At 70.1% G+C, this 20,808-nt stretch carries 17 protein-coding genes and 1 pseudogene; 8 read left to right on the forward strand and 10 right to left on the reverse strand.

Features of this window, described 5'->3' with window-relative positions:
* Positions 1-124: 124 nt before the first annotated feature.
* Entirely contained in the window at positions 125-4,084 is a 3,960-nt protein-coding gene (gene otsB / locus ISO16_RS21045) for a trehalose-phosphatase (RefSeq protein WP_072634317.1), read from the forward strand.
* A 15-nt stretch (positions 4,085-4,099) separates the two neighbouring features.
* Here the strand turns inward: otsB and ISO16_RS21050 are convergent, their stop codons facing one another.
* The 6 genes and pseudogenes from ISO16_RS21050 to ISO16_RS21075 form a co-directional block, all read right to left on the reverse strand.
* Positions 4,100-4,501, reverse strand: coding sequence for a TIGR02611 family protein (locus ISO16_RS21050; RefSeq protein ID WP_006943381.1), 402 nt, complete (start codon positions 4,499-4,501; stop codon positions 4,100-4,102).
* A gap of 205 nt (positions 4,502-4,706) precedes the next feature.
* Positions 4,707-5,054, reverse strand: coding sequence for a hypothetical protein (locus ISO16_RS21055; protein ID WP_006943375.1), 348 nt, complete (start codon positions 5,052-5,054; stop codon positions 4,707-4,709).
* A gap of 112 nt (positions 5,055-5,166) precedes the next feature.
* Positions 5,167-6,240: a patatin-like phospholipase family protein gene (locus ISO16_RS21060; protein ID WP_072634248.1), complete on the reverse strand. Its 1,074-nt coding sequence runs from the start codon at positions 6,238-6,240 to the stop codon at positions 5,167-5,169.
* 80 nt (positions 6,241-6,320) lie between these two features.
* Complete coding sequence (locus tag ISO16_RS21065; RefSeq protein WP_072634249.1) at positions 6,321-7,358, reverse strand: DUF5914 domain-containing protein; 1,038 nt, start codon at positions 7,356-7,358, stop codon at positions 6,321-6,323.
* Positions 7,355-8,919, reverse strand: a pseudogene (locus ISO16_RS21070) (FAD-dependent oxidoreductase). The gene ISO16_RS21065 and the pseudogene ISO16_RS21070 overlap by 4 nt, the downstream one beginning before the upstream one ends.
* A 102-nt stretch (positions 8,920-9,021) precedes the next feature.
* A complete protein-coding gene (locus ISO16_RS21075) occupies positions 9,022-9,258 on the reverse strand; it encodes a hypothetical protein (RefSeq protein WP_072634250.1) in 237 nt (78 codons plus the stop codon).
* Positions 9,259-9,365: 107 nt separating this feature from the next.
* On the opposite strand from ISO16_RS21075, the gene ISO16_RS21080 reads away from it, so the two are divergent.
* The 4 genes from ISO16_RS21080 (at position 9,366) to ISO16_RS21095 (ending at position 12,970) form a co-directional block, all read left to right on the forward strand.
* The gene (locus ISO16_RS21080; protein ID WP_072634251.1) at positions 9,366-10,781 is read left to right on the forward strand and encodes an apiosidase-like domain-containing protein; all 1,416 of its coding nucleotides are present in this window, start codon (positions 9,366-9,368) and stop codon (positions 10,779-10,781) included.
* 441 nt (positions 10,782-11,222) lie between these two features.
* The gene (locus ISO16_RS21085) at positions 11,223-11,513 is read left to right on the forward strand and encodes a hypothetical protein (protein WP_043797559.1); all 291 of its coding nucleotides are present in this window, start codon (positions 11,223-11,225) and stop codon (positions 11,511-11,513) included.
* 204 nt (positions 11,514-11,717) lie between these two features.
* Positions 11,718-12,464 carry a flavodoxin family protein gene (locus ISO16_RS21090; protein ID WP_037200461.1) on the forward strand — a complete coding sequence of 249 codons (747 nt, stop codon included), beginning with the start codon at positions 11,718-11,720 and terminating at the stop codon, positions 12,462-12,464.
* Positions 12,464-12,970: a COG4315 family predicted lipoprotein gene (locus ISO16_RS21095; protein WP_006943359.1), complete on the forward strand. Its 507-nt coding sequence runs from the start codon at positions 12,464-12,466 to the stop codon at positions 12,968-12,970. The genes ISO16_RS21090 and ISO16_RS21095 overlap by 1 nt, the downstream gene beginning before the upstream one ends.
* A 194-nt stretch (positions 12,971-13,164) precedes the next feature.
* Here the strand turns inward: ISO16_RS21095 and ISO16_RS21100 are convergent, their stop codons facing one another.
* On the reverse strand, positions 13,165-14,382 hold the full coding sequence (locus ISO16_RS21100) for an erythromycin esterase family protein (protein WP_072634318.1): 1,218 nt from the start codon (positions 14,380-14,382) through the stop codon (positions 13,165-13,167).
* Between the two features lie 113 nt (positions 14,383-14,495).
* Between ISO16_RS21100 and ISO16_RS21105 the strand changes: the two genes are divergently transcribed.
* Positions 14,496-15,215: a MerR family transcriptional regulator gene (locus ISO16_RS21105; RefSeq protein WP_072634252.1), complete on the forward strand. Its 720-nt coding sequence runs from the start codon at positions 14,496-14,498 to the stop codon at positions 15,213-15,215.
* 329 nt (positions 15,216-15,544) lie between these two features.
* Here the strand turns inward: ISO16_RS21105 and ligD are convergent, their stop codons facing one another.
* A complete protein-coding gene (gene ligD / locus ISO16_RS21110) occupies positions 15,545-16,516 on the reverse strand; it encodes a non-homologous end-joining DNA ligase (RefSeq protein ID WP_072634253.1) in 972 nt (323 codons plus the stop codon).
* Positions 16,517-16,761: 245 nt separating this feature from the next.
* Between ligD and shiA the strand changes: the two genes are divergently transcribed.
* Positions 16,762-18,126 carry a shikimate transporter gene (gene shiA, locus ISO16_RS21115; RefSeq protein ID WP_072634254.1) on the forward strand — a complete coding sequence of 455 codons (1,365 nt, stop codon included), beginning with the start codon at positions 16,762-16,764 and terminating at the stop codon, positions 18,124-18,126.
* A 170-nt stretch (positions 18,127-18,296) separates the two neighbouring features.
* Here the strand turns inward: shiA and ISO16_RS21120 are convergent, their stop codons facing one another.
* Both ISO16_RS21120 and ISO16_RS21125 read right to left on the reverse strand, forming a co-directional pair.
* Positions 18,297-19,076: an IclR family transcriptional regulator domain-containing protein gene (locus ISO16_RS21120; protein ID WP_043797546.1), complete on the reverse strand. Its 780-nt coding sequence runs from the start codon at positions 19,074-19,076 to the stop codon at positions 18,297-18,299.
* 74 nt (positions 19,077-19,150) lie between these two features.
* Positions 19,151-19,786 carry a TetR/AcrR family transcriptional regulator gene (locus ISO16_RS21125; protein WP_029540862.1) on the reverse strand — a complete coding sequence of 212 codons (636 nt, stop codon included), beginning with the start codon at positions 19,784-19,786 and terminating at the stop codon, positions 19,151-19,153.
* Positions 19,787-19,835: 49 nt separating this feature from the next.
* Between ISO16_RS21125 and zapE the strand changes: the two genes are divergently transcribed.
* Entirely contained in the window at positions 19,836-20,801 is a 966-nt protein-coding gene (gene zapE, locus ISO16_RS21130) for a cell division protein ZapE (RefSeq protein WP_072634255.1), read from the forward strand.
* Positions 20,802-20,808 lie beyond the last annotated feature (7 nt).

Genomic DNA, 20,808 nt, shown 5'->3' on the forward strand with positions numbered 1-20,808 from the left:
GGCCCTTCCACCCGAAAGAGCCTGAGTGAACGGCCCGGAGCGATGCCGGTCGCCGTGGGATAGTGGGCCTGTCGAGCGAGTACAGGGAGCAGGCCCACATGCACGAATCGACCGGGAGATGACGATGAGTGGACCGGTGATCGACCCCCGCCGTCACGACGCGGTGATCTTCGACCTCGACGGGGTGGTCACCGACACCGCGGCGGTCCACGCCGCGGCGTGGAAGGAACTCTTCGACCGGTATCTCTCGCGTCGTCCCGAACGCGACGGCGAGGAGCATCGCGAGTTCACCGACGAGGACTACCGCAAGTTCGTCGACGGCAAGCCGCGCGTCGACGGCGTCGCCGATTTCCTTGCCTCGCGCGGAATCACGCTGCCGTGGGGGGACCCCGACGACGGCCCGGACGTCGAGACCGTGTGCGGGCTCGGTGCCCGCAAGGACGAGATGTTCCGCGAGCGGATCCACCGCGACGGTGTCCCGGTGTTCGAATCCAGCGTCGATCTCGTGCGCCGGATCCAGAGCCTCGGGCTGGGCACCGCGGTCGTCACCTCGAGCCGCAACTGCACGCTCGTGCTCGAGGCCGCCGGGCTCGCCGACCTGTTCGGCGTCCGGGTCGACGGCGTGGTCTCCGACGAACTCGGGTTGCCCGGCAAGCCCGATCCGGCCGCCATGCTCGAGGCCGCCCACCGGCTCGGGGTCCACCCGGCCCGGTCCGTCGTCGTCGAGGACGCGGAGGCGGGCGTCGCCGCGGGCCGGCACGGCGGGTTCGGTCTCGTCGTCGGCGTGGACCGGGTCCATCATCGCGACGAACTGCGGCGCCGCGGCGCCGACGTGGTGGTCGACGACCTCGCCGAGCTGGCGGTGCGCACCGGCGACCGGCGCATGTCGGAGATCCCGGACGCGTTGGCGTCGCTCCAGCAGCTGACCGCCTTGCTCGGCACACGCCGGCCCGCCGTCTTCCTCGACTTCGACGGCACGCTGTCCGAGATTGTGAACGATCCCGCGGCCGCCACGCTGGTCGACGGTGCGGCGGCGGTGCTGTCTTCCCTGGCGAGCGAATGCACCGTCGCCGTCATTTCGGGACGCGACCTCGCCGACGTGCAGACCCGGGTCGGTCTTCCGGGCCTGTGGTATGCAGGAAGTCACGGCTTCGAACTGATCGGCCCCGACGGGCAGCACCAGCAGAACGACGCGGCCCTGGCCGCCGTGCCCTACCTCGAGCGGGCCGCCGCCGCTCTGCAGGAACGGCTCGCCGACGTGCCGGGCGCGGTGATCGAACACAAGCGGTTCACCGTCGCCGTGCACTACCGCAACGTCGCTCCGGACCGCGAGGAGGGACTCGTCGCCGCGGTGCACGAGGTCGCCGCCGCCGAGGACCACCTCCGGGTCACGACCGGTCGCAAAGTCGTCGAGATCCGCTCCGACGTCGACTGGGACAAGGGCCGGGCTCTCGAATGGGTGCTCGAGCACGTGCGCGACGAGGACAACCCGATCCCGGTCTACATCGGTGACGACATCACCGACGAGGACGCGTTCGACGCGCTGGCCGGCACCGGACTCGGAATCGTGGTGCGCCACACCGAGGACGGCGACCGTCGCTCGGCGGCACAGTTCTCGGTGGACGGCCCCGAACAGGTCCGGCGGCTGCTGCAGCGGCTCGCCGAGCTGTGGGGCGAGGACCAGGAGGTCGGCCCGCGTCACGACGCCTGGACCCTGTACTTCGAGGGTTACGATCCGCCGGCCGAGAAACTGCGCGAGGCCGTGTGCACGGTCGGCAACGGGTACTTCGCCACTCGTGGCTGCGCCCCCGAATCCCGCGCCGGTGCCGTGCACTACCCCGGCACGTACGCCGCCGGGATCTTCAACCGCCTGACGGACGAGGTGGCGGGCCGCACCATCGACAACGAGAGCATGGTGAACCTGCCGAACTGGCTGCCGGTCACCTTCCGCATCGACGGCGGCGAGTGGTTCGACATCGACTGCGTCGAAGTGCGGGAGTACTGCCAGTATCTCGATCTGCGCCGGGCCGTGCTCACCCGGCGGTTCCGATTCCGCGACGGTGCGGGCCGCACGACGACGGTCGTGCAGCGCCGGTTCGTCGCGATGCACCAGCCGCACGTGTGCGGCCTCGAGACGACGATCGTCCCGGAGGACTGGTCGGGGCGGCTCGAGATCCGGTCGGAGGTCGACGGCGCGGTCCGCAACACTCTCGTCGAGCGCTACCGGCACCTGGCCGGCGATCATCTCCGATTGCTGCACACCGCCCGGTTGTCCGAGGACTCGGTGTGCCTGACGGTGCAGACCAACCAGTCCCGCATCCCCGTCGCCGTGGCGGCTCGCAGCACGCTCTGGCGCGACGACGAACGGATCCCCGCCGAGTACACCCTCCTCGACTCGGGAGGGCGGGTCGGGCACATCGTCGCGCTCGATGTCGCGGCCGGGGAGCCCGTGACCCTGGAGAAGATGGCCACCCTGTTCACCGGGCGTGACCAGGCGGTGTCCGAGCCGTCGGAGGAGGCCACGCGCTGGCTGGCCCGCACGGGGCGCTTCGAGGAAACGCTCGAGGGGCACGTACTCGCCTGGGTGCACCTGTGGGACCGCGTGGACATCTTCCTCGGGGGCGACGGCGAAGGCCTGCGGATAGTGCGGCTGCACCTGCTGCAGATGCTGCAGACGCTGTCGCCGAACACCGCGGATCTCGACGTCGGCGTACCGGCGCGCGGCCTGCACGGCGAGGCGTATCGAGGACACATCTTCTGGGACGAGCTGTTCGTGCTGCCGGTGCTGAACCTGAGGTTGCCGGGGTTGACCCGTTCGCTCCTGCGCTACCGCCACCGCCGCCTGGACGAGGCCCGCCGCGCGGCGCGGGAGGCGGGTCACAGCGGCGCGATGTTCCCGTGGCAGTCCGGCAGCGACGGCCGCGAGGAGAGCCAGCAGGTGCACCTCAATCCGAAGTCGGGACGGTGGAATCCCGACGCGAGCTGGCGCCAGCACCACATCGGGGTCGCGGTCGCGCACAACGTGTGGCAGTACTACCAGGTGACCGGGGATCTGGGGTTCCTCGCGGAGTACGGGGCCGAGATGCTGGTGGAGATCGCCCGGTTCTTCGCCGATCTCGCCACGTACGACCGCGCCCGTGATCGGTACGTCATCCGCGGCGTCATCGGCCCCGACGAGTTCCACTCCGGCTATCCCGACGCGCCCTTCGACGGGATCGACAACAACGCCTACACCAACGTCATGGCGGTGTGGGTGATCCTGCGCGCGCTCGAGGCGCTGGAGATCATCCCGCTGCGGATCCGCACCGAACTGGTCGATACCCTCGGCCTGACCGCTCGCGAGACGGCGCGTTGGGAGGACGTCAGCCGCCGCATGTTCGTGCCCTTCCACGATCAGGTCATCAGCCAGTTCGAGGGCTACGGGGACCTGGCCGAACTCGACTGGGAGGGATACCGGCGCCGGCACGGCGACATCCAGCGTCTCGACCGGCTCCTCGAGGCCGAGGGCGACGACGTCAACCGCTATCGCGCGTCGAAGCAGGCCGACGTGCTCATGCTGTTCTACCTGCTGTCGGCGGACGAACTGCGGGAGCTGTTCGAGCGGCTCGGCTACCAGCTGACGGGCGAAACCATTCCGCGGACGATCGACTACTACATGGCGCGGACGTCACACGGGTCGACGCTGAGCGCGGTGGTCCACTCGTGGGTTCTGGCCCGGGCGCATCGCGGTCAGGCCATGGAGTTCTTCGACCGGGTGCTGGCGTCCGACATCGCCGACATCCAGGGTGGCACCACCTCGGAGGGGATTCATCTCGCGGCCATGGCCGGCAGCGTCGACCTGCTGCAGCGTTGCTTCTCCGGGCTCGAGGCGCGGGGGGACCGCCTGGTCTTCGGCCCGGAGTGGCCGGAGGAACTCGGCGCGCTCGAATTCCCGATCTTCTATCGGGGGCACCACCTGCAGGTGCGGATCTCCGGTCGGCAGGTCGAGGTCAGTGCAGGTGCGGGCATCCAGCGGCCGATCGAGATCGAATGCCGCGGCCGGGTCGAACGCCTGCATCCGGGCGACACGGTCCGGATGCTCTGACGGTCCGGCCGTCGGCTAGAGCGGGCTGTCGAGCCACGAGTAGTCGACCCCGATCCAGCCGCCGGCCAGGCTGAGCGTGCCCAGCAGCCACAGCGTCATGACCACGATCGCGCCGGTCGTGAGCGCTCCCGCGCCCCGCACCACCAGCGACTGCTGCCCGAACCAGTGCATGAACCGGTCGTAGCGGCCCCGCGCGAAGTGCAGCAGACGGTGAGCCCAGGCGAACTCCGAGGCCAGGATCCCGAGGCCGGCGAAGACGATCAGCCAGCCCGGTCCGGGGTAGGGGATGGCGACGACGCCGGCCAGCAACACGAGCGCTCCGAAGGTACCGACGGTGATGCGGTACGTCAGATTCAGCGACGGGCGCGTCTCGATGCGCCGGCGCCAGCGGAGCCACCGCTGCTTCAGCCGACGCAACGGGGATATGTGGGTCCGGGCCCCGACCCGGTCGGGCGCAACCGCGTGCCGAATCTGTCCTTCACTCACGATCTACCGAGCCTGCTTCTCGTCATACCTGGGTGCCGTGCACGGCAGGGTCGTCTTCCAGTCTACCGACGACCGGCGGGTACGGCGGGGCCCGGAAACGCGGACCCGCACGTCGCGGCCGGTCCGATCCGCGTGGTCAGGCCGCCGCGGCGTCCGTCGGGGCGGGATTCGCGGCGGTGAGCCGGTCCAGGTAGGCGGTGAAGACGGTGCCGAGGGCGACCGCGGTCTCGATCGTGTCGAGCCCCCGTATCGCCGCCACGAAGGACTCGTAGACGATGGCCGCTGCCTGCGACGGGAACAACCCGCCCTCGTCGGCGGTCAGCACCCGCACCGCGTCGTCCACGCTGCCTTCCACCGCGCCGGCCACCGATCCGTGCAGCGGCACCGCGGCCGCCGCGGCGATCAGGGCGTCCGCCAGCGCGGAGGAGGGGAACGCCACCGCAGCCGGTGCGATCACCCGACGGAACATCGTTACGTTCGCCATGTCGAACCTCCCGTGGAATCTCCCGAGCCGTTCTGTCGAGTGGTACCCGTGCGGGCACGCTGTACACAGTGCCTGAGGGGACCGACAAGTTCCGCTGCCGGCGAGCGACTCGTCACGCCGCCAGGACGCGCCGGGCATCGGCACGTCCGGCATGCATGAACTCCGGCCAGTCCCGGGTGCCGAGGAACTGCCGGTAGAAGCCGACGCCTCGCACCTTCTCGTACGGAACCGGCTCGATCATCGTGACGTGGGAGGCCGAGCGCAGCCGCGCCAGGTTCTCCCGCGCCAGCTCGACCTGCTGGGACGTGCGCACCTGACCGGCGATGTAGAGGATGCTCGCGCGCCGCTCGGCCCAGCCGGTGGCGTCCTCGCCTTCGAAGCCGGGTGGGTAGAAGCCGTTGACGGCGAGGGTGACCTCGCACGGCTGCTCGAGGTCGAGCAGCGGGTGGACGGGGAAGATGTCGACGATCCCGCCGTCACACCAGTGGAATCCGCCGAGCTCGACGGGCGCGACGAACAGCGGCAGCGCGACCGCCATGTGCACGGCCCGGGCCACGGGCAGGTCGGGATACGTTCGTGGCCCGAGGTATTCGAGCCGGTTCTGTTCGATGTTCCAGATCGGCGCGTAGGCGGGTACGGGCATCGCGGCGAGAGTCATGTCGCCGAGCAGGCGCCGGTACGTGGCCTCGATCGCATCGCCGCGCAGGATGCCGGCGAATCCGCGGCCCACCGTCGGTGCGACGGCGAGCAGGCGACGCCAGTCGACGTCGAGATAGTCCTCGGGATCCAGCGCGAGGGTGAACTCTGCGACCTCCTCGGCGGGGACTCCCGCCGCGATCGGGAAGCCGAACAGCGCGGAACCGGAGCACAGGGAGATCACCGCCGGCCGGATCCCACCCTCCTCCATCGCCCGGGCCACACCGACCAGAGACGCGAGCGCTCCGCTGCCCCCTGTCGCGGCCATCGCGATCCGATCCCCCTCCTGCAGCCCGACCTGGAAGGGCTCGAACCGGGGAAAGGGGTGCAGTTCCCGGTCCGGCGTGCCCGAGGGCCGCTGCAGGGCCGCCCGCGCGACGTCGACGAGAAAACCGGCGTCGCTGCGCACGCCTTCGACCACGTCACGACCGCGGGAGAGGAGGTCGAAGTACTGGCGCACCCGGAAGATGTCGAGGACGGTGTCGAGCATGCCTCGACTGTGCGCGCGTGCCACACCGCGGGCCAGGGTCCTCGGTCCCGAATCCGTGCGGGATGCCCGCCGCGCAGCGGCTACCGGCCGGGGACGCGGCCCGATTGTGCCGCGGTGCGGAGCTGATAGCGCCGTTCGGCGTAGTCCAGGTCGTCGCGCCACAGCCGGGTGGCCGTGTGCCGCATGAGGGGGCGGAGGGCGGCGGCGGCGCGCCGGGTGGCGATGCCGAACCCGGGGCGAGGGGAATCGGCGACGACGGCCTCGACGATCGCGGTCCGGGGCCGCCCGTCCGGTCCGGCACCGAGGGGCGTCGCGTGGGTCTCGACCACGCTGCCCACGCCCTCGCCCGACACGATCCGCATGACGACGGTGCGCGGTTCCGGGCTGGTGAATTCGGCGCGCACCGGCACACCGATCCGGCCGGCGACCCGGAAGGTGACGTCGACGAGGAACCGGTCCTCGCCGTCCGCAGTGCCGCGGGTGGAGGGAGCCTCGACCACCTCCAGGCGGGCGAACGAATACGGGTGGAACCAGGCGCCGTGCCACGGGTCGAGGCGGTTGGCGACGATGTCGGCCGGTTCGCACACACCGACGAGGGTGGCCACCGCGGCGATGCGGGACCCGGCCGTCGGGCGAGTCGGGACGATCGGCAGTTCCGTCGGCTCCTCGCCGCCGACGTGATCGAGACGGACCCACACGAGCACCCCGTCGTCGTGGCTGGGGAAGGGCTTCCAGCCGTAGGCGCCGTCGGCGTCGAGGCGCAGCCCGTGCCAGCGGCAGACCAGCGCGCCGCAGTCCACCGCGGCCAGCGCCATCGGGGCGCCGAGGTGGGGGCAGGCGCCGGGGCCGACGAGCACCCGGTCGCCGTCGCGCCAGGCGACGAGTTCGATGCCGGCGATCGTGATGCCGAAGGGCCGGTCCGCGCCGATCTCACGGCTGGCTGCCACGACGTACCAGTTGCCGGACGGCCGGCGCTGGGCGCGGTCGAGGACGGCGGAGATCAGCTCGGGCCGTGCACCGCGGTAGGTGGGTTGCTGCGCGGCCCAGCGGTCCGGGTCGATGGGCCGGACGGGCCAGGTGTCGGGCCAGCGCCGGTACAGCGGATCGAGCACGCTCATGCGGGGTGCCTTTCCAGGGCGGCGAGCCGGCGCAGGACGGGTGAACGGCCCTGCGTGGGCACCGTATACAGGTCGTGTCCGGCCACACCCCATTGCGCGAGAAGGGAATTCGCGGCGTGCCACCCGGTGGTGGCCGCGCGTTCCATGAGGGCCACCGGCAGATCGATCCGGATGCCGTCGCCGGCGAGCATCAACCGCTCGTGCGGGGTGCGAACGGTGGGCCGTCGCGCGAAATCGCCCACCCCGAACAACGGGCAGTCCTGACGCCAGAGCGTGCGTTCCTCGACGACGCGGGCCGCGGCGGTCTCGGGATAGATCGCGTGCAGGCGCGCGAGCACCTGGGCGCGCACGTCGTCGGGCGAATGTGCCCCGCCGACAGCATCTCCCGTCGCGGCGTACGCGTGCAGTTCCACGACCGAGCCGCCGGTGCGGCGAGTCCAGGCCCGGGCCTCCTCCTCGTAACGGTCGAGCACGCTGACATTGTCGAGCGGGCGCAGGCCGCCGGTGCCGAGAAATGCCGGGCGGTCCGCGGCGACGGGACGGTCCAGCCACAGGCGCTGCACCAGGAACGGGGGCGCGGAACGCAATCGGTCCACCCGGGAACGCCATCCGGGATCGCCGAGATCCGGCGAGGCGTCGACGAGGGCGCGCAGCCCGGCCACATCGAGCGCGAGGACGAGGCCGTCGGCGTCGATGCTGCCGCCGGTGCCGTCGTGGACGCGGAAGGTCCGGGTACCGCCGAGTTCGACGCCGGTCACCGCGGTGGACGTCCGGATGCGCGCGCCGTGTCCCGCGAGGTACCGGCCGAGCGGCTCCCACAGGGTGGTGTCGAAGTTGCCGGTGGCCACGTCGAAGAGCAGTCCTCGGCGGAGCCGAGGAAGTAGATGTGGAACATCGTGGCCAGCTCGGCGGCCGACATGCCGGCCGGGGGAGCGAAGAAGCTGCGCGAGAACACCTCGAACGCCAGATGGTTGGCCGCCTCCGGAAAGCGGATGCGCTGCAGGAACGTCTGTGCATCGACGTCGTCGAGCCGGTCGTAGATCTCCGGCACGGACACGGTCGCCAGCGGGGCCGCCGCCCGCACGTCGATGCGCACCAGGTCCTGCAGCCGGAACGTGGGGCTGCGCAACGCGAACACCAGCGCGTTCCACGGAGGGGTGTTCGGGATCCCGCGAAAGGTGTCGCGCCGGCCCTCGCCGTCGATGAGCGGATAGTCGTCGACCGCCGTCAGCCGTTGCAGATCCGGGTCGGTGCGGCGCAGCAGCCGGCGCAGGTTGTAGTACTGCCGGAAGAAGGCGTGGAACCCGCGGTTCATCGCGATCCCGGTGCCGTCGTCGAGCCGCTCGTGCCACCCGCCGACTCGCCCGCCGAGGTGAGCCTCGCGTTCGAGCACCTCGACCTCCACGCCGCGCTCGGCGAGGGCGGTGGCGGCGGTCAGCCCCGCGATGCCCGCGCCGACGACCACCACTCGGGGCCGCTGCGGCAGATGCCCGGTGTCCGGCGCACCCCGAGAGGCGGCGTGGTGGGCGATCCGCCGATCGCTGCCGACGGCACCGTTCATATAGCTGCCCTCCTGCGGCGCCGGTCCGAATCCGGCCGTCCTGGTCGAACAGTGGCGAGGCCGAGCCTACCGCGGCAAGGCCCCCGGCGACGGCCGACGCGGTCAGGCGCCGAGCCGGGCCGCGTGCGACGCGACGGTCTCGAGATGTTTGTCCGCGGTGCTCAGATCCAGGTGGGCGTCGCTGAGGCCGTCGACGACCTCCCGCAGGTTGGCCTCGGCGGCGTCGTCGTCCGATACCGGATCCACCAGGTCGAACGCCTCGGCGAGGGAGCGCACGCGCCGGTCCAGGGCCTGCAGATCCGTGCGCAGTTCGGCGACCTGCCGGAGGAGATCGTTCATCGTGCTCCCTCCCCGTGCTGTGCGGCCGGCGACGGTCCGGGCGCGAGCATTCGGCCGCACGCTCACGGTAAGCCGGAACCGGGGACCTTCGAGGCGGAACCGCCGGCCTGTCCCTCCTGGTCCTGCTCTGCCTGGCGAGTTGTTCGGATGGCGGCGGGCCGCAGGTTCGGCCGTCGCCGCCCGCGACCGTCCCGGCGGCCGCAGCGTGCGACGTCACCGAGAGCGCCGGCCATCGCTACATCTCCGCTGTCGGTCGTGACGGCCGCTACTTCGAAGATCAGCATGGCGACCCGATCCTGATTCGCGGAGACTCGCCGTGGTCCGGCCTGGCGGACTGGTCGCCCGAGCAGGCCGAATCGTACTTCGCGAATCGTGAGGCCCACGGGTTCAACGCATCGATAATCTCTGCGGTCGCCGTCCCCGACAACGGCGGGCCGAGCGAGGAGGGAGCGACCTTCGACGGCATCCGACCGTTCGTCGACGGTGACATCACGGCGTGGAACGAGCGGTACTGGGCGCGTGTCGACGAGTACCTGCGGATCGCCTGCCGGCACGGGAACACGCTGTTCCTCTACCCGATGGACGGGTGGAACATCTCCGACGTGTTCGCGTCGGCGACTGCCGAACAGGCCGCCGTCTACGGCCGGATGTTCGCCCAGCGATACGCTCGGTTTCCGAACATCGTCTGGATGACCGGCGGGGACTATTCTCCCGAGACAGACGATCCCGCTGCGGGTTCCGACTCCGACCACGTGTTGCGCGGCATGCTCCAAGGGATCAGGGCGGCCGGCTCGGACAGGCCGTTCTCGATACAGCTGGGACCCCAGAAATCGCTCTCGACGGACAACCCCTTCTGGGAACCGTTGGCGGACTGGAACTTCGTCTACACATATCTGCCGACGTACAAGGCAGTGCTGGACGGTTACCAGCGACCGGCGGGCGCCAGGGACCCGCGTCCCGCCGTCTTCTCGGAGGGAAACTACGAGGGCGAGAACAACCAGCCCGACACGGCGCCGACAACCGACGAGACCCTTCGGCGCCAGGCTCTGTGGGCGTTGACCTCCGGATCACCGGGGGAGTTTCGTGGCTCCGACGACTGGGAGTTCCGAGACGGCTGGGAATCGCGCCTCGACACACCCGCCGTCACACAGCTCGAGGCCATTCGCGATCTGTGGGCCTCGTGGGCCTGGTGGCAGTTGGTGCCGGACGTCGACGAGCCGTTCGTGCTCGACGGGCGAGGCACCCGATCGACGGACGACGAGATGGTGGACGTCCTGGACGACGACTACGTCACCGCTGCACGCACCCCGGACGGCTCGCTCGCCGTCGTCTATGTGCCGACGCAGCGCACGATCCGGCTCGACCGTGCACTGACTCCGCCGGGAGCGACACTCGGCTGGATCGATCCCGCCGATGCCGCCGCGCCTTCGCTGCCGGCGGAGATCGATCGGGACGGAAACGTGGCCACCCCGGGGACGAACGTCGACGGCGACCAGGATTGGCTCCTGGTGGTCGAGGCGTGAACGGGGAGCCGGGTCCGCGCGTCAGATCATGATGGCGGCGATGGCTACGGCCACCAGGACGGACGCTGCGACTGCCAGCCCGAGAAGCACCGAACCGGTGACGGCGACCGCCATGGCTGCCGCCACCACGCACGCACCTGCCGCCGTGCCGGACGTGTGCCGGAGACGCGAGTAGGACTCGCCGGCGTCGTCGTCGATATCGGTCCGTAACCGGTGCCGACCCTCGCATGTATGGACCACTGATGTACCCCCTGCCGTACCACAGTGTGATCGCTCTCACATTATGCACTCATTTGTATCGCATCACAAAACGATTTCGCCAGTCGAACGCGTATCCGGATCGTCGCGGTGCTCCTCTCGTCCCCTGTTCGTGCACCGAGGGTGTGAATTCCGTCCGGGCTGGGTATCGGATACGGAGTCGGCAGGAAAGGAGACGGGCGGATGGAGACGGAACGACAGGGCGGCAACGACGAGCCTCTGGTCGCGCACCCCGTGGTGGCTTTCGTGCTGGACGGCGTGCTGGTGCTGGCCGTAGCCGTGGTGGGGATGTGGATGTTCGGTTCGCTCCTCTGGGCGGCACTCGGCGGGGCGTTCTGCGCGGCCACGCACCTGCTGTGCCGGGCCACGGGGAACTGCGGTGCGCCCTCGCGCTCCACGGTCACGCAGCCGGAGAAGCAGAAGTCGGTCCCGGTGGCCACGGACGTCCGAGCCGAGGTCGCACAGGCGGCCTGACGCTCGGTCCCGCGGGTTCGAGTCGCACGCTCACGACGCGTCCTCGCTGCGCGAGTTCGTCGGTCACGCGTGCCGATCCCTTCCCCGGGCAACGATGTTCCGAACGTTACCGTAGGTCTCCGGCAGCAGAGGAGACACGGAACCGCCTCCGCGGGGTGTCGTCGCGGCCTATCGTAGGCGTGCGGATCTCGTATGGGAGGACCCATGGCCGAACCGGTGTTCGAGGAGTCGCAGGGCGCGGGCGGACCGCCGCAGTTCGAGGGACTGCGTGCGATGTTCGTCAACTGCACGCTCAAACGATCGCCCGAGACCAGCAACACGCAGGGGTTGATCGATCGCAGTGTGGCGTTGATGGAGCGCGAAGGCGTCACGGTGGACCAGATCCGGGCCGTCGACCACGACATCGCGACGGGCGTGTACCCCGACATGACGGAGCACGGATGGCCGAGCGACGAATGGCCGCAGTTGTTCGACCGGATCCTCGCCGCGCACATCCTCGTCATCGCCGGGCCCATCTGGCTGGGTGACAATTCGTCGGTCACCAAGAAGGTCGTCGAACGTCTCTACGGCTGTTCCTCGCTGCTCAACGAGCACGGCCAGTACGCGTACTACGGCCGCGCGGGCGGTTGCCTGATCACCGGCAACGAGGACGGCGTCAAGCACTGCGCGATGAACATCCTCTACAGCCTCCAGCACCTCGGATACGTGATCCCGCCGCAGGCCGACGCCGGCTGGATCGGGGAGGCCGGCCCGGGTCCCTCGTACCTCGATCCGGGGTCGGGCGGCCCCGAGAACGACTTCACCAATCGCAACACCACATTCATGACCTACAACCTCATGCACACCGCCGCACTGCTCGTGCGGGCCGGCGGCTTTCCGGTGGGTGGCAACCAGCGATCGCTGTGGGACGCCGGGTGTCATCCGTCGTTCGAGAACCCCGAGCATCGGTGATGCCGGCACAGATCGGCGAGCGGGGGCCGGGGGCCGTGTGGTGCGCGCTCCTCCCGCTCGTGGTGCTCGTCGCCACCGGCTGTGGGGCGACGGGCGAGAGCTCCTACGATGTCGTCCCCGCGTCGGAACCTGCGGTGACCACGGCCGGAGAGCCGACGGTGATCACCACGGCGAACGGTCCCATCGGTGAAATGCTCTTCGACCGGAGGGACCAGGCGATCTACATCTTCGACCGGGAGGCCGGCACGGTCCCCGACTGCTACGGGGACTGTGCCGTGGCGTGGCCGCCGGTGCTCACCGTCGGTGCTCCCGTCGCGGCCGGTGACGCCGACCAGGGGCTGCTGGGCACCACGTCGCGCTCCGACGGGACCGCTCAGGTCACCTACGCCGGGCACCCGCTGTACTTCTATGCCGACGAGGAGCCCGGACAGGTGCTGTGCCACAAGGTCGAGGAGTTCGGCGGCCTGTGGCTGGCGATAGACGAGGCCGGCGTGCCACTCCCGTGACCGGGGTGACCGTCCGGTGGTGTTCTACCGTCGCCCGGGCGAACGTGAGCGGGTACCAGGAGTGGCGGGTGCACACCATTCGAACCCGCTATATTGGTCTGCGAACCAGATTCCTTGTTGCGCAACATATCTCGTGCGACGGCCCTCGTTCGGTGAGGGGCTTCCGCGGACCTTGGCCTGCGCGTCGAGTGCGGCTACCAGTACTGATGCCGTCTTCCGTCGGTGTCGGCGACGAAGATGACCGCGTCGGCGCCGTCCAGGTCCGCCGGGCCCAGCGGGATGTGGCCGGGCACGATCGGTTCGCCCGTGCCCGTCGACGGGGCAAGCGCGGCGCGCAGGGCCGGTGCCGGGAACAGGGCGCGGCGGGTGGTCGCCTCGGCCAACACGCCTTGGAGGGTGCCCGGATCGCTGTCGGGGTTGGCGTCGGTGGCCAGGAACACATAGCGCTCGCCGAGGGTGAGCCCGACGAGCGCGCCGGCGCTCCCCCAGCTCACCTCGCTCTCGCCGACCGGCATGTGGGACTGCGCACGCTGGAGGTGAACGTTGTGCGCGAACACCAGACTCGGCCCGCGTCGCTGCTCCTGGGCAACGATCGCGAGCAGGTTCTCGGCCATCATCTCGGCGCGCAGGCTGAGCAAGGTCGCGATGCGATCGGGTGCGGGACTGGCCATGGCGGCGTGATAGCGCAGCAGGCCCTGGGCGGTGCGCGCGTGCGCGACGGCGTGGTCGTAGCCGGTCGGGTCGGCGGAGCACAGGCCGGGTGCCGCGCGGCGCAGGGCGCTGGCGAGGTCGTCGGCGACAATGCGCAGGGCGTGAGCGCGATCGGAGTCGCCGACGGACGCTGCCGGGTCGAACATGGCCGCCTGGTTGGTCCAGTCCGCGTCCTCGCCGAGCAGCGCGTCGAGGTCGCGGACCGATGCGGGCCGCAGCGCCGCGGGCAGGTAGTCGTTGGCCGAGGACAGTGCGCGTCGCGGGCTCGGCGCCCCGGAGAACTCCAACGGCGCGTCGAAGCCGTGGAAGCGAACCCGATCCTGCGGCGCACGGCCGGCATTGTGCGCGCGGAGCCATTCGACGAGTTCGCGGTTGCCCGGCACCGCGCCGAACCCGTGGCTGAACCCGGTCGCGAGCACCGTGTCGATCTCCGCCGTTCCCCCGGCCACGTAGTCGTCGACGACGGACGCGGCGAAGACATCGGTCTCCAGCACGATCGACCGGTACCCCTGTTCGACGAGGTGACCGAGGAGTTCGTTGCGCAGTAACGGGAACGCCTCGATCCCGTGGGTCGGCTCGCCGAGGGCGAGCAGGGTCGGCGGCTCGGGCCGCGTGGCGAGCAGTTCGTCGAGGGCGCGGCCCAGGCTTGCCGGGTCGTCGAGTTGGCGGCCGATTCCACGCAGTGCTGCGGCAGTAGACATGAACACCCCTTGTCGGAAGGAACTGCCCTCGACGATATCGTTGAAGAATCGAGTGAAACTTCTGCGACTGCGACCAGGAATCCAGAGGTAGAAGCCTCAATCGGAGGTGCACGTTGCGACCCATCGACCTCGCCCGGGAACACGGGTTGTCCGCACAGGCGATCCGCAACTACGACGACGCGGGCATCCTCCCGCCGACCGAGCGCAGCGAGACCGGCTACCGGCGCTACACGCCCCTGCACGCGCAGGCTCTACGCGCCTTCCTCGCGTTGCGCGGTGGCCACGGGCACCGGCAGGCAACGGACATCATGCGTTCAGTCAACCGCGGCGACACCGAGTCCGCCTACCGGCTGATCGACGCCGCGCACGTCGCGCTGCTCGCCGAACGCGGCACCCGCATCGAGGTCGCAACGGCCCTGGGCGCCCTGTCCACCACGGCACCGACTGCTGTCCGCGGTGGACCGCTGACTGTGGGCGAACTCGCCCGCCGACTCGGCGTGCACCCGGCCACGCTGCGCACCTGGGAGACCCAGGGCATCCTGCGCCCCGACCGCGACCGGGCAACGGGCTATCGCGAATACGGACCGGACTGCGTGCGCGACGCCGAGATCGCACGGCAACTGCGCCAGGGCGGCTACCCGCTGTCCCAGGTCGCCCGGTTCCTCGAGTCGCTGCGCACGGCGGGCGGGGCGGACGCGTTGGCCGCCTTCCTCGGCTCCTGGCAGGACCGGCTGACCACGCGCAGCCGCAACCTTCTCGCCGGCGCGGCCCAGCTCGATACCTACCTCACCCTGCTCGACCGGACGCAGCAGGGGCGACCGACGACGTCGTGAGGGCAAGGGCCAAATCCTGGGGCCACTCCGCGCAGTGCCGGGTCGCTCGCGTGGACGCCACCGGTATCCCGTCTTCCGGAGGCTTGCCCATGCCTCAGCCTCATTCTCGACCGGATTCCATTGTCACGGATACAATTCCGTGCGAGTCGCAGTCGCGAACGGATCGTGCCGTTCTCATTCGGAAACCGTGCACGCCGCTGCCGCGCCCGCCCCTCCAGCATCGCCTCGCACACAGTCTGCCCAGCGTCCAAGTGCACGACGTTGCATGCCAGAACCCCGTCGCGTCGAACCGGGGACCTCGTCAAACCACAGCGATGGTGCATCCATTCCTATTTCGGTGCTCTTACCTCCTCCGGCTCCTTGTCCGGCCGCAGTCCCTTCCAACTCGGGTGGCGCAGACTGTCGCCGGTGAACTCGCGATACTCGACGTCCCCGACCAGCACCGGCTCGGCCCATCGGGCGGCCCGGACGACGGGCGCCGGAGGTATCACGTCGAACGGATCGCTGGGCCGCTCGAGTTCGTCGAGCCTCTCCCACAGGGCGCGCCGGCCGGCGGTGGTGAAGCCGGTGCCGAGGTTGCCGATGTGGACGAGACGGCCGTCGTCGTCGTGGGCGCCGAGGACGAGGGAGCCGAACGTCGGGCGGTGCATGCCGGTGCCCGGCAACCATCCCGCGATCACGGCTTCGGTGCTCTCGCGCAGGGCGGTCTTGATCCATGCCGGAGAGCGGCGTCCCGGTTGGTAGACGGAATCGGTCCGCTTGCAGACGATGCCTTCGAGACCGTGATCGCGGGCAAGGTCGAGGAGGATCTTCGTGTCGGTGCCGACCCAGTGCGGCGGCGTGCGGACCAGGGGGCCGGACACCGACAGGTCGACCAGCCGACGGCGACGTTCGAGGTACGGCAGCCGGGTCGTCGGCGCGCCGTCGAGCGCGAGCAGGTCGAATGCGTAGAACTCCACGGGGATGGTCCGGATCAGGGCCGCCGTCGGTTTCGCCACGTGGATGCGGCTCTGCAGCCGGGCGAACGCCGGCGCCCCGGACCGCGGATCGGGAGCGACGATCTCCCCGTCGACGACCATCGGCCGGCCCCGGGACACCGCCGACAGCGCGATCGTCAATTCCGGGTAGACCCCCGAGATGTCCTTGCTGTTGCGGCTGTAGAGCCGGCACCGCTCGCCGTCGCACACCGCCACCGTGCGGGCGCCGTCCCACTTCATCTCCACCGCCCAGCCGGTGCCGATCGGCGGCCGGCCGGGCGTGGCCAGCATCGGGGCGGGCACCGCGGAGCGGGAGGCGGGCATGGGTCGAATTATCCGGTGTGGCGTGCCCGGCTGCAGGGCAACTGTTCGGATCACCCTGTACCGGAATGAATTACACGCGTGTATTCCGCTGCGGTCCGGTGGCGCCGGTGCATTGCCGCAGTTTTCGTGCCGGTGGCGACACCTGTCGCTCGTCTTGACGAAACTCCTGCGGAGTGTCTACCGTCACATATATCCACTCAGCGGACATGCGTTCGCATTACGAACATACGGATCGAGGATCGGGTATGAACGAGCGGCACCTCGCCGGCCCAGACGAGTCTCAGGCTCGGCGCGCAGCCTTCGGCAGCTTCGTCGGCGCCGTCATCGACTGGTACGACTTCATCCTCTACGGCCTGGTGGCCGCGCTCGTCTTCAACAAGGAGTTCTTCCCCAACGTCAGCCCGGCCATCGGCACGCTCGCCGCGTTCGCGACTTTCGGCGTCGGATTCCTCTTCCGGCCGCTCGGTGGGGTGGTCTTCGGTCACTTCGGTGACCGCCTCGGTCGCAAGCGGATGCTGGTGCTCACCATCGTGATCATGGGAAGCGCCACTGCCCTGATCGGCCTGCTGCCGAGCTTCGCGTCGATCGGGTGGTGGGCGCCGGTCCTGCTCGTCACGCTGCGGGCTGTGCAAGGGTTCGCCGTCGGCGGTGAATGGGGTGGTGCCGCGTTGATGGCGGTGGAGAGCGCGCCACCGAAGAAGAAGGCTCTCTACAGCAGCGGCGTACAGGTCGGCTACTCCGTCGGCCTGATTCTCGCCACCGGATTCGTCATGCTGATGAGCAGCGTCATGACCGACGAGGCTTTCACCCAATGGGGGTGGCGTGTTCCGTTCGTCGCCAGCATTGTGCTCGTCGCCTTCGGCCTGTGGGTACGCTCCAGCGTGGAGGAGAGTCAGGAGTTCACCGAGAAGGTCGAGAGGCTCGAAGCGGAGCTCGGCGAGCAGAGCCGCAAGCGCATCCCCCTCGTGGAAGCACTGACCAAGCATCCCAAGGCTTTTCTGCAGATCATCGGTCTGCGCTTCGTCGAGCTGTTCTCGATGTACATCGTCACGACGTTCGCGCTCAGCTATTCCACCAACGAACTCGGCATGGAACGCAGTTTCATGCTCAACGTCGGCCTGCTCGTCGGTGCCCTCGGAATGGTGACCATCCCGTTGTTCGCGTGGCTGTCCGACCGGTACGGGCGTCGCCGGGTGTACATGCTCGGTTCCGCACTCGGCGCCGTCTGTGCGTTCCCGTTCTTCGCGATGCTCGAGGGCGGCTCGATGATCGGAACCGTCATCTTCGCGGTGCTGTTGGTCAACATCGCCCACGACATGGTGGTCAGCGTGCAGCAGCCGCTGTTCACCGAGATGTTCGGCGCCGAGTACCGATACAGCGGCGCCGGGGTGGGCTACCAGGTGGCCAGCGCGGTCGGGGGTGGGTTTACCCCCTTCATCGCGGCGGCCCTGGTCACCGTCTCCGGCGGGTCGTGGCACCTGGTGGCGGTCTATCTCGCCGGCGGATGCGTGATCTCCGGGATCATCGCCTGGCGGCTCGGACACGACCACGGTGACGCCGGCCGGGCCGCCCGGGCGTCGCGGACATCGACTGTCGCGACCGCGCCCTGAGACGCGGATCGACCGGAGGCGGCAACGGACGGGGCCAGGGGCGTGGGCGCTCGAAATCTCCTACGCGTAATGGCTTCTCGATCACGAAATGCTGCACGGATCGGTTGATCCGCCTCGCCGGGCCGGGTGCGGCCGAGCATGGAAGGGGAGCCGCCGGCACCGCGCACGGCTCATGGTCCGCTGATCGCGAGATCGGCCCCGATCCGCTGGGCTGCTTCCTGCAATCGGGAGACCACTCGTGCCTCGACGTCCGCGCCGGAATGCGCGATGTTCTGCAGGGAAGAGTTGAGCGCGGCGACGATCCGGCCGGTTCGGTCCCGGATGGGCACGGCGACGCCGCGAACCCCCAGTTCCAGTTCGTCCTCCGACAACGCCCAACCCCGCTCGGCCGTGGTCAGGATCTCGGCGCGCAGCCGGTCCGGGTCTACGAGGGTCTGCTCGGTGAACGCCCGCAGTTCCGTCGTCTCCAGGTAGCGGTCGAGTTCGTCGGCGGTAAGGCCGGACAGCAGGACCCGGCCGTGCGAGGTCGCGTACGCCGGGAAGCGCATGCCGACCGAGATCGCGATACGCACGATCCGCGGCGAACGGACTCGCGCGACGTAGAGTGCGTCCGATCCGTCGAGCACGGTGACCGAGACGGTTTCCTCGAGTTCGGCGGCGAGTTTCGCCAGGTGCGGTTCGGCCAGCTGCGGGAGCGCCAGCCCGGACAGGTAGGAGAAGCCGAAACGGAGAACGCGCGGGGTCAACATGAAGCGACGACCCTCCTGCCGCAGGAACCCGCGATCGACGAGGGTCAGCAGGATTCTTCGCGTTGTCGATCGGGTGATCCCCACCACCTGGGCCACCTCGCTGAGAGTGCGCTCCCGGTGCTGTTCGTCGAAGCACTCGAGCACCGCGAGCCCACGGTCCAGAGACTCGAGGAAGTACCGTTCACCGGCGGCCGATCGCATGAGCCAATCCTAGGCACGCGACGTGTCTTCGCCTGCCCACGGCTGGGCCTCCCGGGAGGCAGGCCGGTGCCGGATCACGATCGCATGGTTCGTGCCCGGCCGGTACCGTCGCCCCCGGCGAGGCCGCGGAGGTACACCGCGATCGGCCGGGCCAATTGCGCGACGCTCGCGGCGGTGCCGGCGGCGAGTCCCTCCAGCGACCGGGCGCCGAGCAGCCGGTCCACGGTCAGTCCCTCGGCCAGGCTCACGAGATCGGCAGCCGCGGAGTCGGCGTCGTCGGCGCCGCAGGCGGCCACGAGGTCGCGCGCGGCGGCGCGGGAGAACAGGGCGGCTGCAAGGCCGGCGCGTTGCTCGGCACCGATGGCCGGGTCGGTGGCCAGGGCATACCGCACGAGCAGATCCCGGCGGCGGTGGGCCAGGTCGCGGTCGAGTGCCGTCGCGACCGCGCGCGCGGCGGCGTCGACGTCGACCGGGGTCGTCGGGCGGGTGAGACCGGAGTGCTCGAACGCGTCGCGTGATCGCTCGGCGAGCCGGTGCACGGCGGCGTCGAGCAGGGCTCCGCGGGTGCGGAAGTAGTACGAGCACGAGCCGTCGGGCAGGGCGAGGGCGCGGTCGACGGCGCGGTGGGTCAGCGCGCGCAGTCCGTCGCGGGCGATCAGGTCGAGGGTGGTCTCGGCGATCAGGGTGCGACGGTCGGGGCTGCTGGCCATGATCCAACTCTACATATGTAGAGTACTCTACCAATGTAGAGGAGGTGGGATGGCCGAGGATCCGTACCAGCGGGCCGGCGCCGCCGCCCTGGGGCGGCTGCGCGGCGACCTCGCCGCGCGGCGCACCACCCCGCGCGGCGTCTACCTGTGGGGGCCGGTCGGTCGCGGCAAGACGTGGCTGATGGAGCGGTTCCTCGAGGCCGTGCCCGGTCCCGCGCGACGGCACCACTTCCACGGCTTCTTCGCCGGCCTGCATGCGCAGGCGCATCGCCTCGGCTCGATCGACGACGCCGTCGACGCCGCGCTCGGCGACGCCCGTGTGCTGTGCTTCGACGAGTTCCACGTCCACGACGTCGGCGACGGCATGCTCGTCGCGCGCGCCGTACGCATCCTTCACGAGCGGGGCGTCGCGCTCGTCGCCACCTCCAACTACCCGCCCTCGGGCCTGTTGCCCAACCCTCTGTTCCACCACCTGTTCGAGCCCACCATCGCCCTGCTCGAACGCCGGCTCGAGGTGGTCGAGGTCGGCGGGCCGATCGACCGTCGCCGCACCGGTACGGCCACCCCGGGCGACGGATTCGCCTCGGGTGAGTTCCTCCCGCCCGGCGCTCTCGACGTTCCGGAGCCGGGGGAGCGGCGAACCCTGCGACCGTCGGGCCGCGCACTACCCGTCCTCGCCGTGCGCGGCGACGTCGTGTGGTTCGACTTCGCCGACCTGTGCCGCGCCCCCACCGCGCCCGCCGACTACCTCGCCGTCCTCCGCGACCACGGCGAATGGGTCGTCACCGGTGTCCCGCCGCTGCGCGAGCTCGACGCGGACGCCCTGCGCCGCTTCGGCAACGTCGTCGACGTGCTGTGCGACGCCGACGTCCGGCTCACGGTGTCGGCCACCGTCGCGCGCGCCGACTTCGCGACGTCCGTCCCCGCCGAACCCGACGTCGACCGGCTGCTCAGCCGCCTCGCACTGCTCCGCGAACCCGACCGAGCCTGGATTCAGGACAGCCAAACCTTATAGACTGCCG

It is taken from the genome of Rhodococcus sp. M8 (assembly GCF_015654185.1).
Taxonomy (GTDB): Bacteria; Actinomycetota; Actinomycetes; order Mycobacteriales; family Mycobacteriaceae; genus Rhodococcus; species Rhodococcus aetherivorans.

Coding starts and splice junctions, on each gene's coding strand:
- otsB (WP_072634317.1), top strand. CDS start 125: ATGAGTGGACCGGTGATCGACCCCCGCCGTCACGACGCGGTGATCTTC.
- ISO16_RS21055 (WP_006943375.1), bottom strand. CDS start 5,054: ATGGCGAACGTAACGATGTTCCGTCGGGTGATCGCACCGGCTGCGGTG.
- ISO16_RS21060 (WP_072634248.1), bottom strand. CDS start 6,240: ATGCTCGACACCGTCCTCGACATCTTCCGGGTGCGCCAGTACTTCGAC.
- ISO16_RS21065 (WP_072634249.1), bottom strand. CDS start 7,358: ATGAGCGTGCTCGATCCGCTGTACCGGCGCTGGCCCGACACCTGGCCC.
- ISO16_RS21075 (WP_072634250.1), bottom strand. CDS start 9,258: ATGAACGATCTCCTCCGGCAGGTCGCCGAACTGCGCACGGATCTGCAG.
- ISO16_RS21085 (WP_043797559.1), top strand. CDS start 11,223: ATGGAGACGGAACGACAGGGCGGCAACGACGAGCCTCTGGTCGCGCAC.
- ISO16_RS21090 (WP_037200461.1), top strand. CDS start 11,718: ATGGCCGAACCGGTGTTCGAGGAGTCGCAGGGCGCGGGCGGACCGCCG.
- ISO16_RS21095 (WP_006943359.1), top strand. CDS start 12,464: ATGCCGGCACAGATCGGCGAGCGGGGGCCGGGGGCCGTGTGGTGCGCG.
- ISO16_RS21100 (WP_072634318.1), bottom strand. CDS start 14,382: ATGTCTACTGCCGCAGCACTGCGTGGAATCGGCCGCCAACTCGACGAC.
- ligD (WP_072634253.1), bottom strand. CDS start 16,516: ATGCCCGCCTCCCGCTCCGCGGTGCCCGCCCCGATGCTGGCCACGCCC.
- shiA (WP_072634254.1), top strand. CDS start 16,762: ATGAACGAGCGGCACCTCGCCGGCCCAGACGAGTCTCAGGCTCGGCGC.
- ISO16_RS21120 (WP_043797546.1), bottom strand. CDS start 19,076: ATGCGATCGGCCGCCGGTGAACGGTACTTCCTCGAGTCTCTGGACCGT.
- ISO16_RS21125 (WP_029540862.1), bottom strand. CDS start 19,786: ATGGCCAGCAGCCCCGACCGTCGCACCCTGATCGCCGAGACCACCCTC.
- zapE (WP_072634255.1), top strand. CDS start 19,836: ATGGCCGAGGATCCGTACCAGCGGGCCGGCGCCGCCGCCCTGGGGCGG.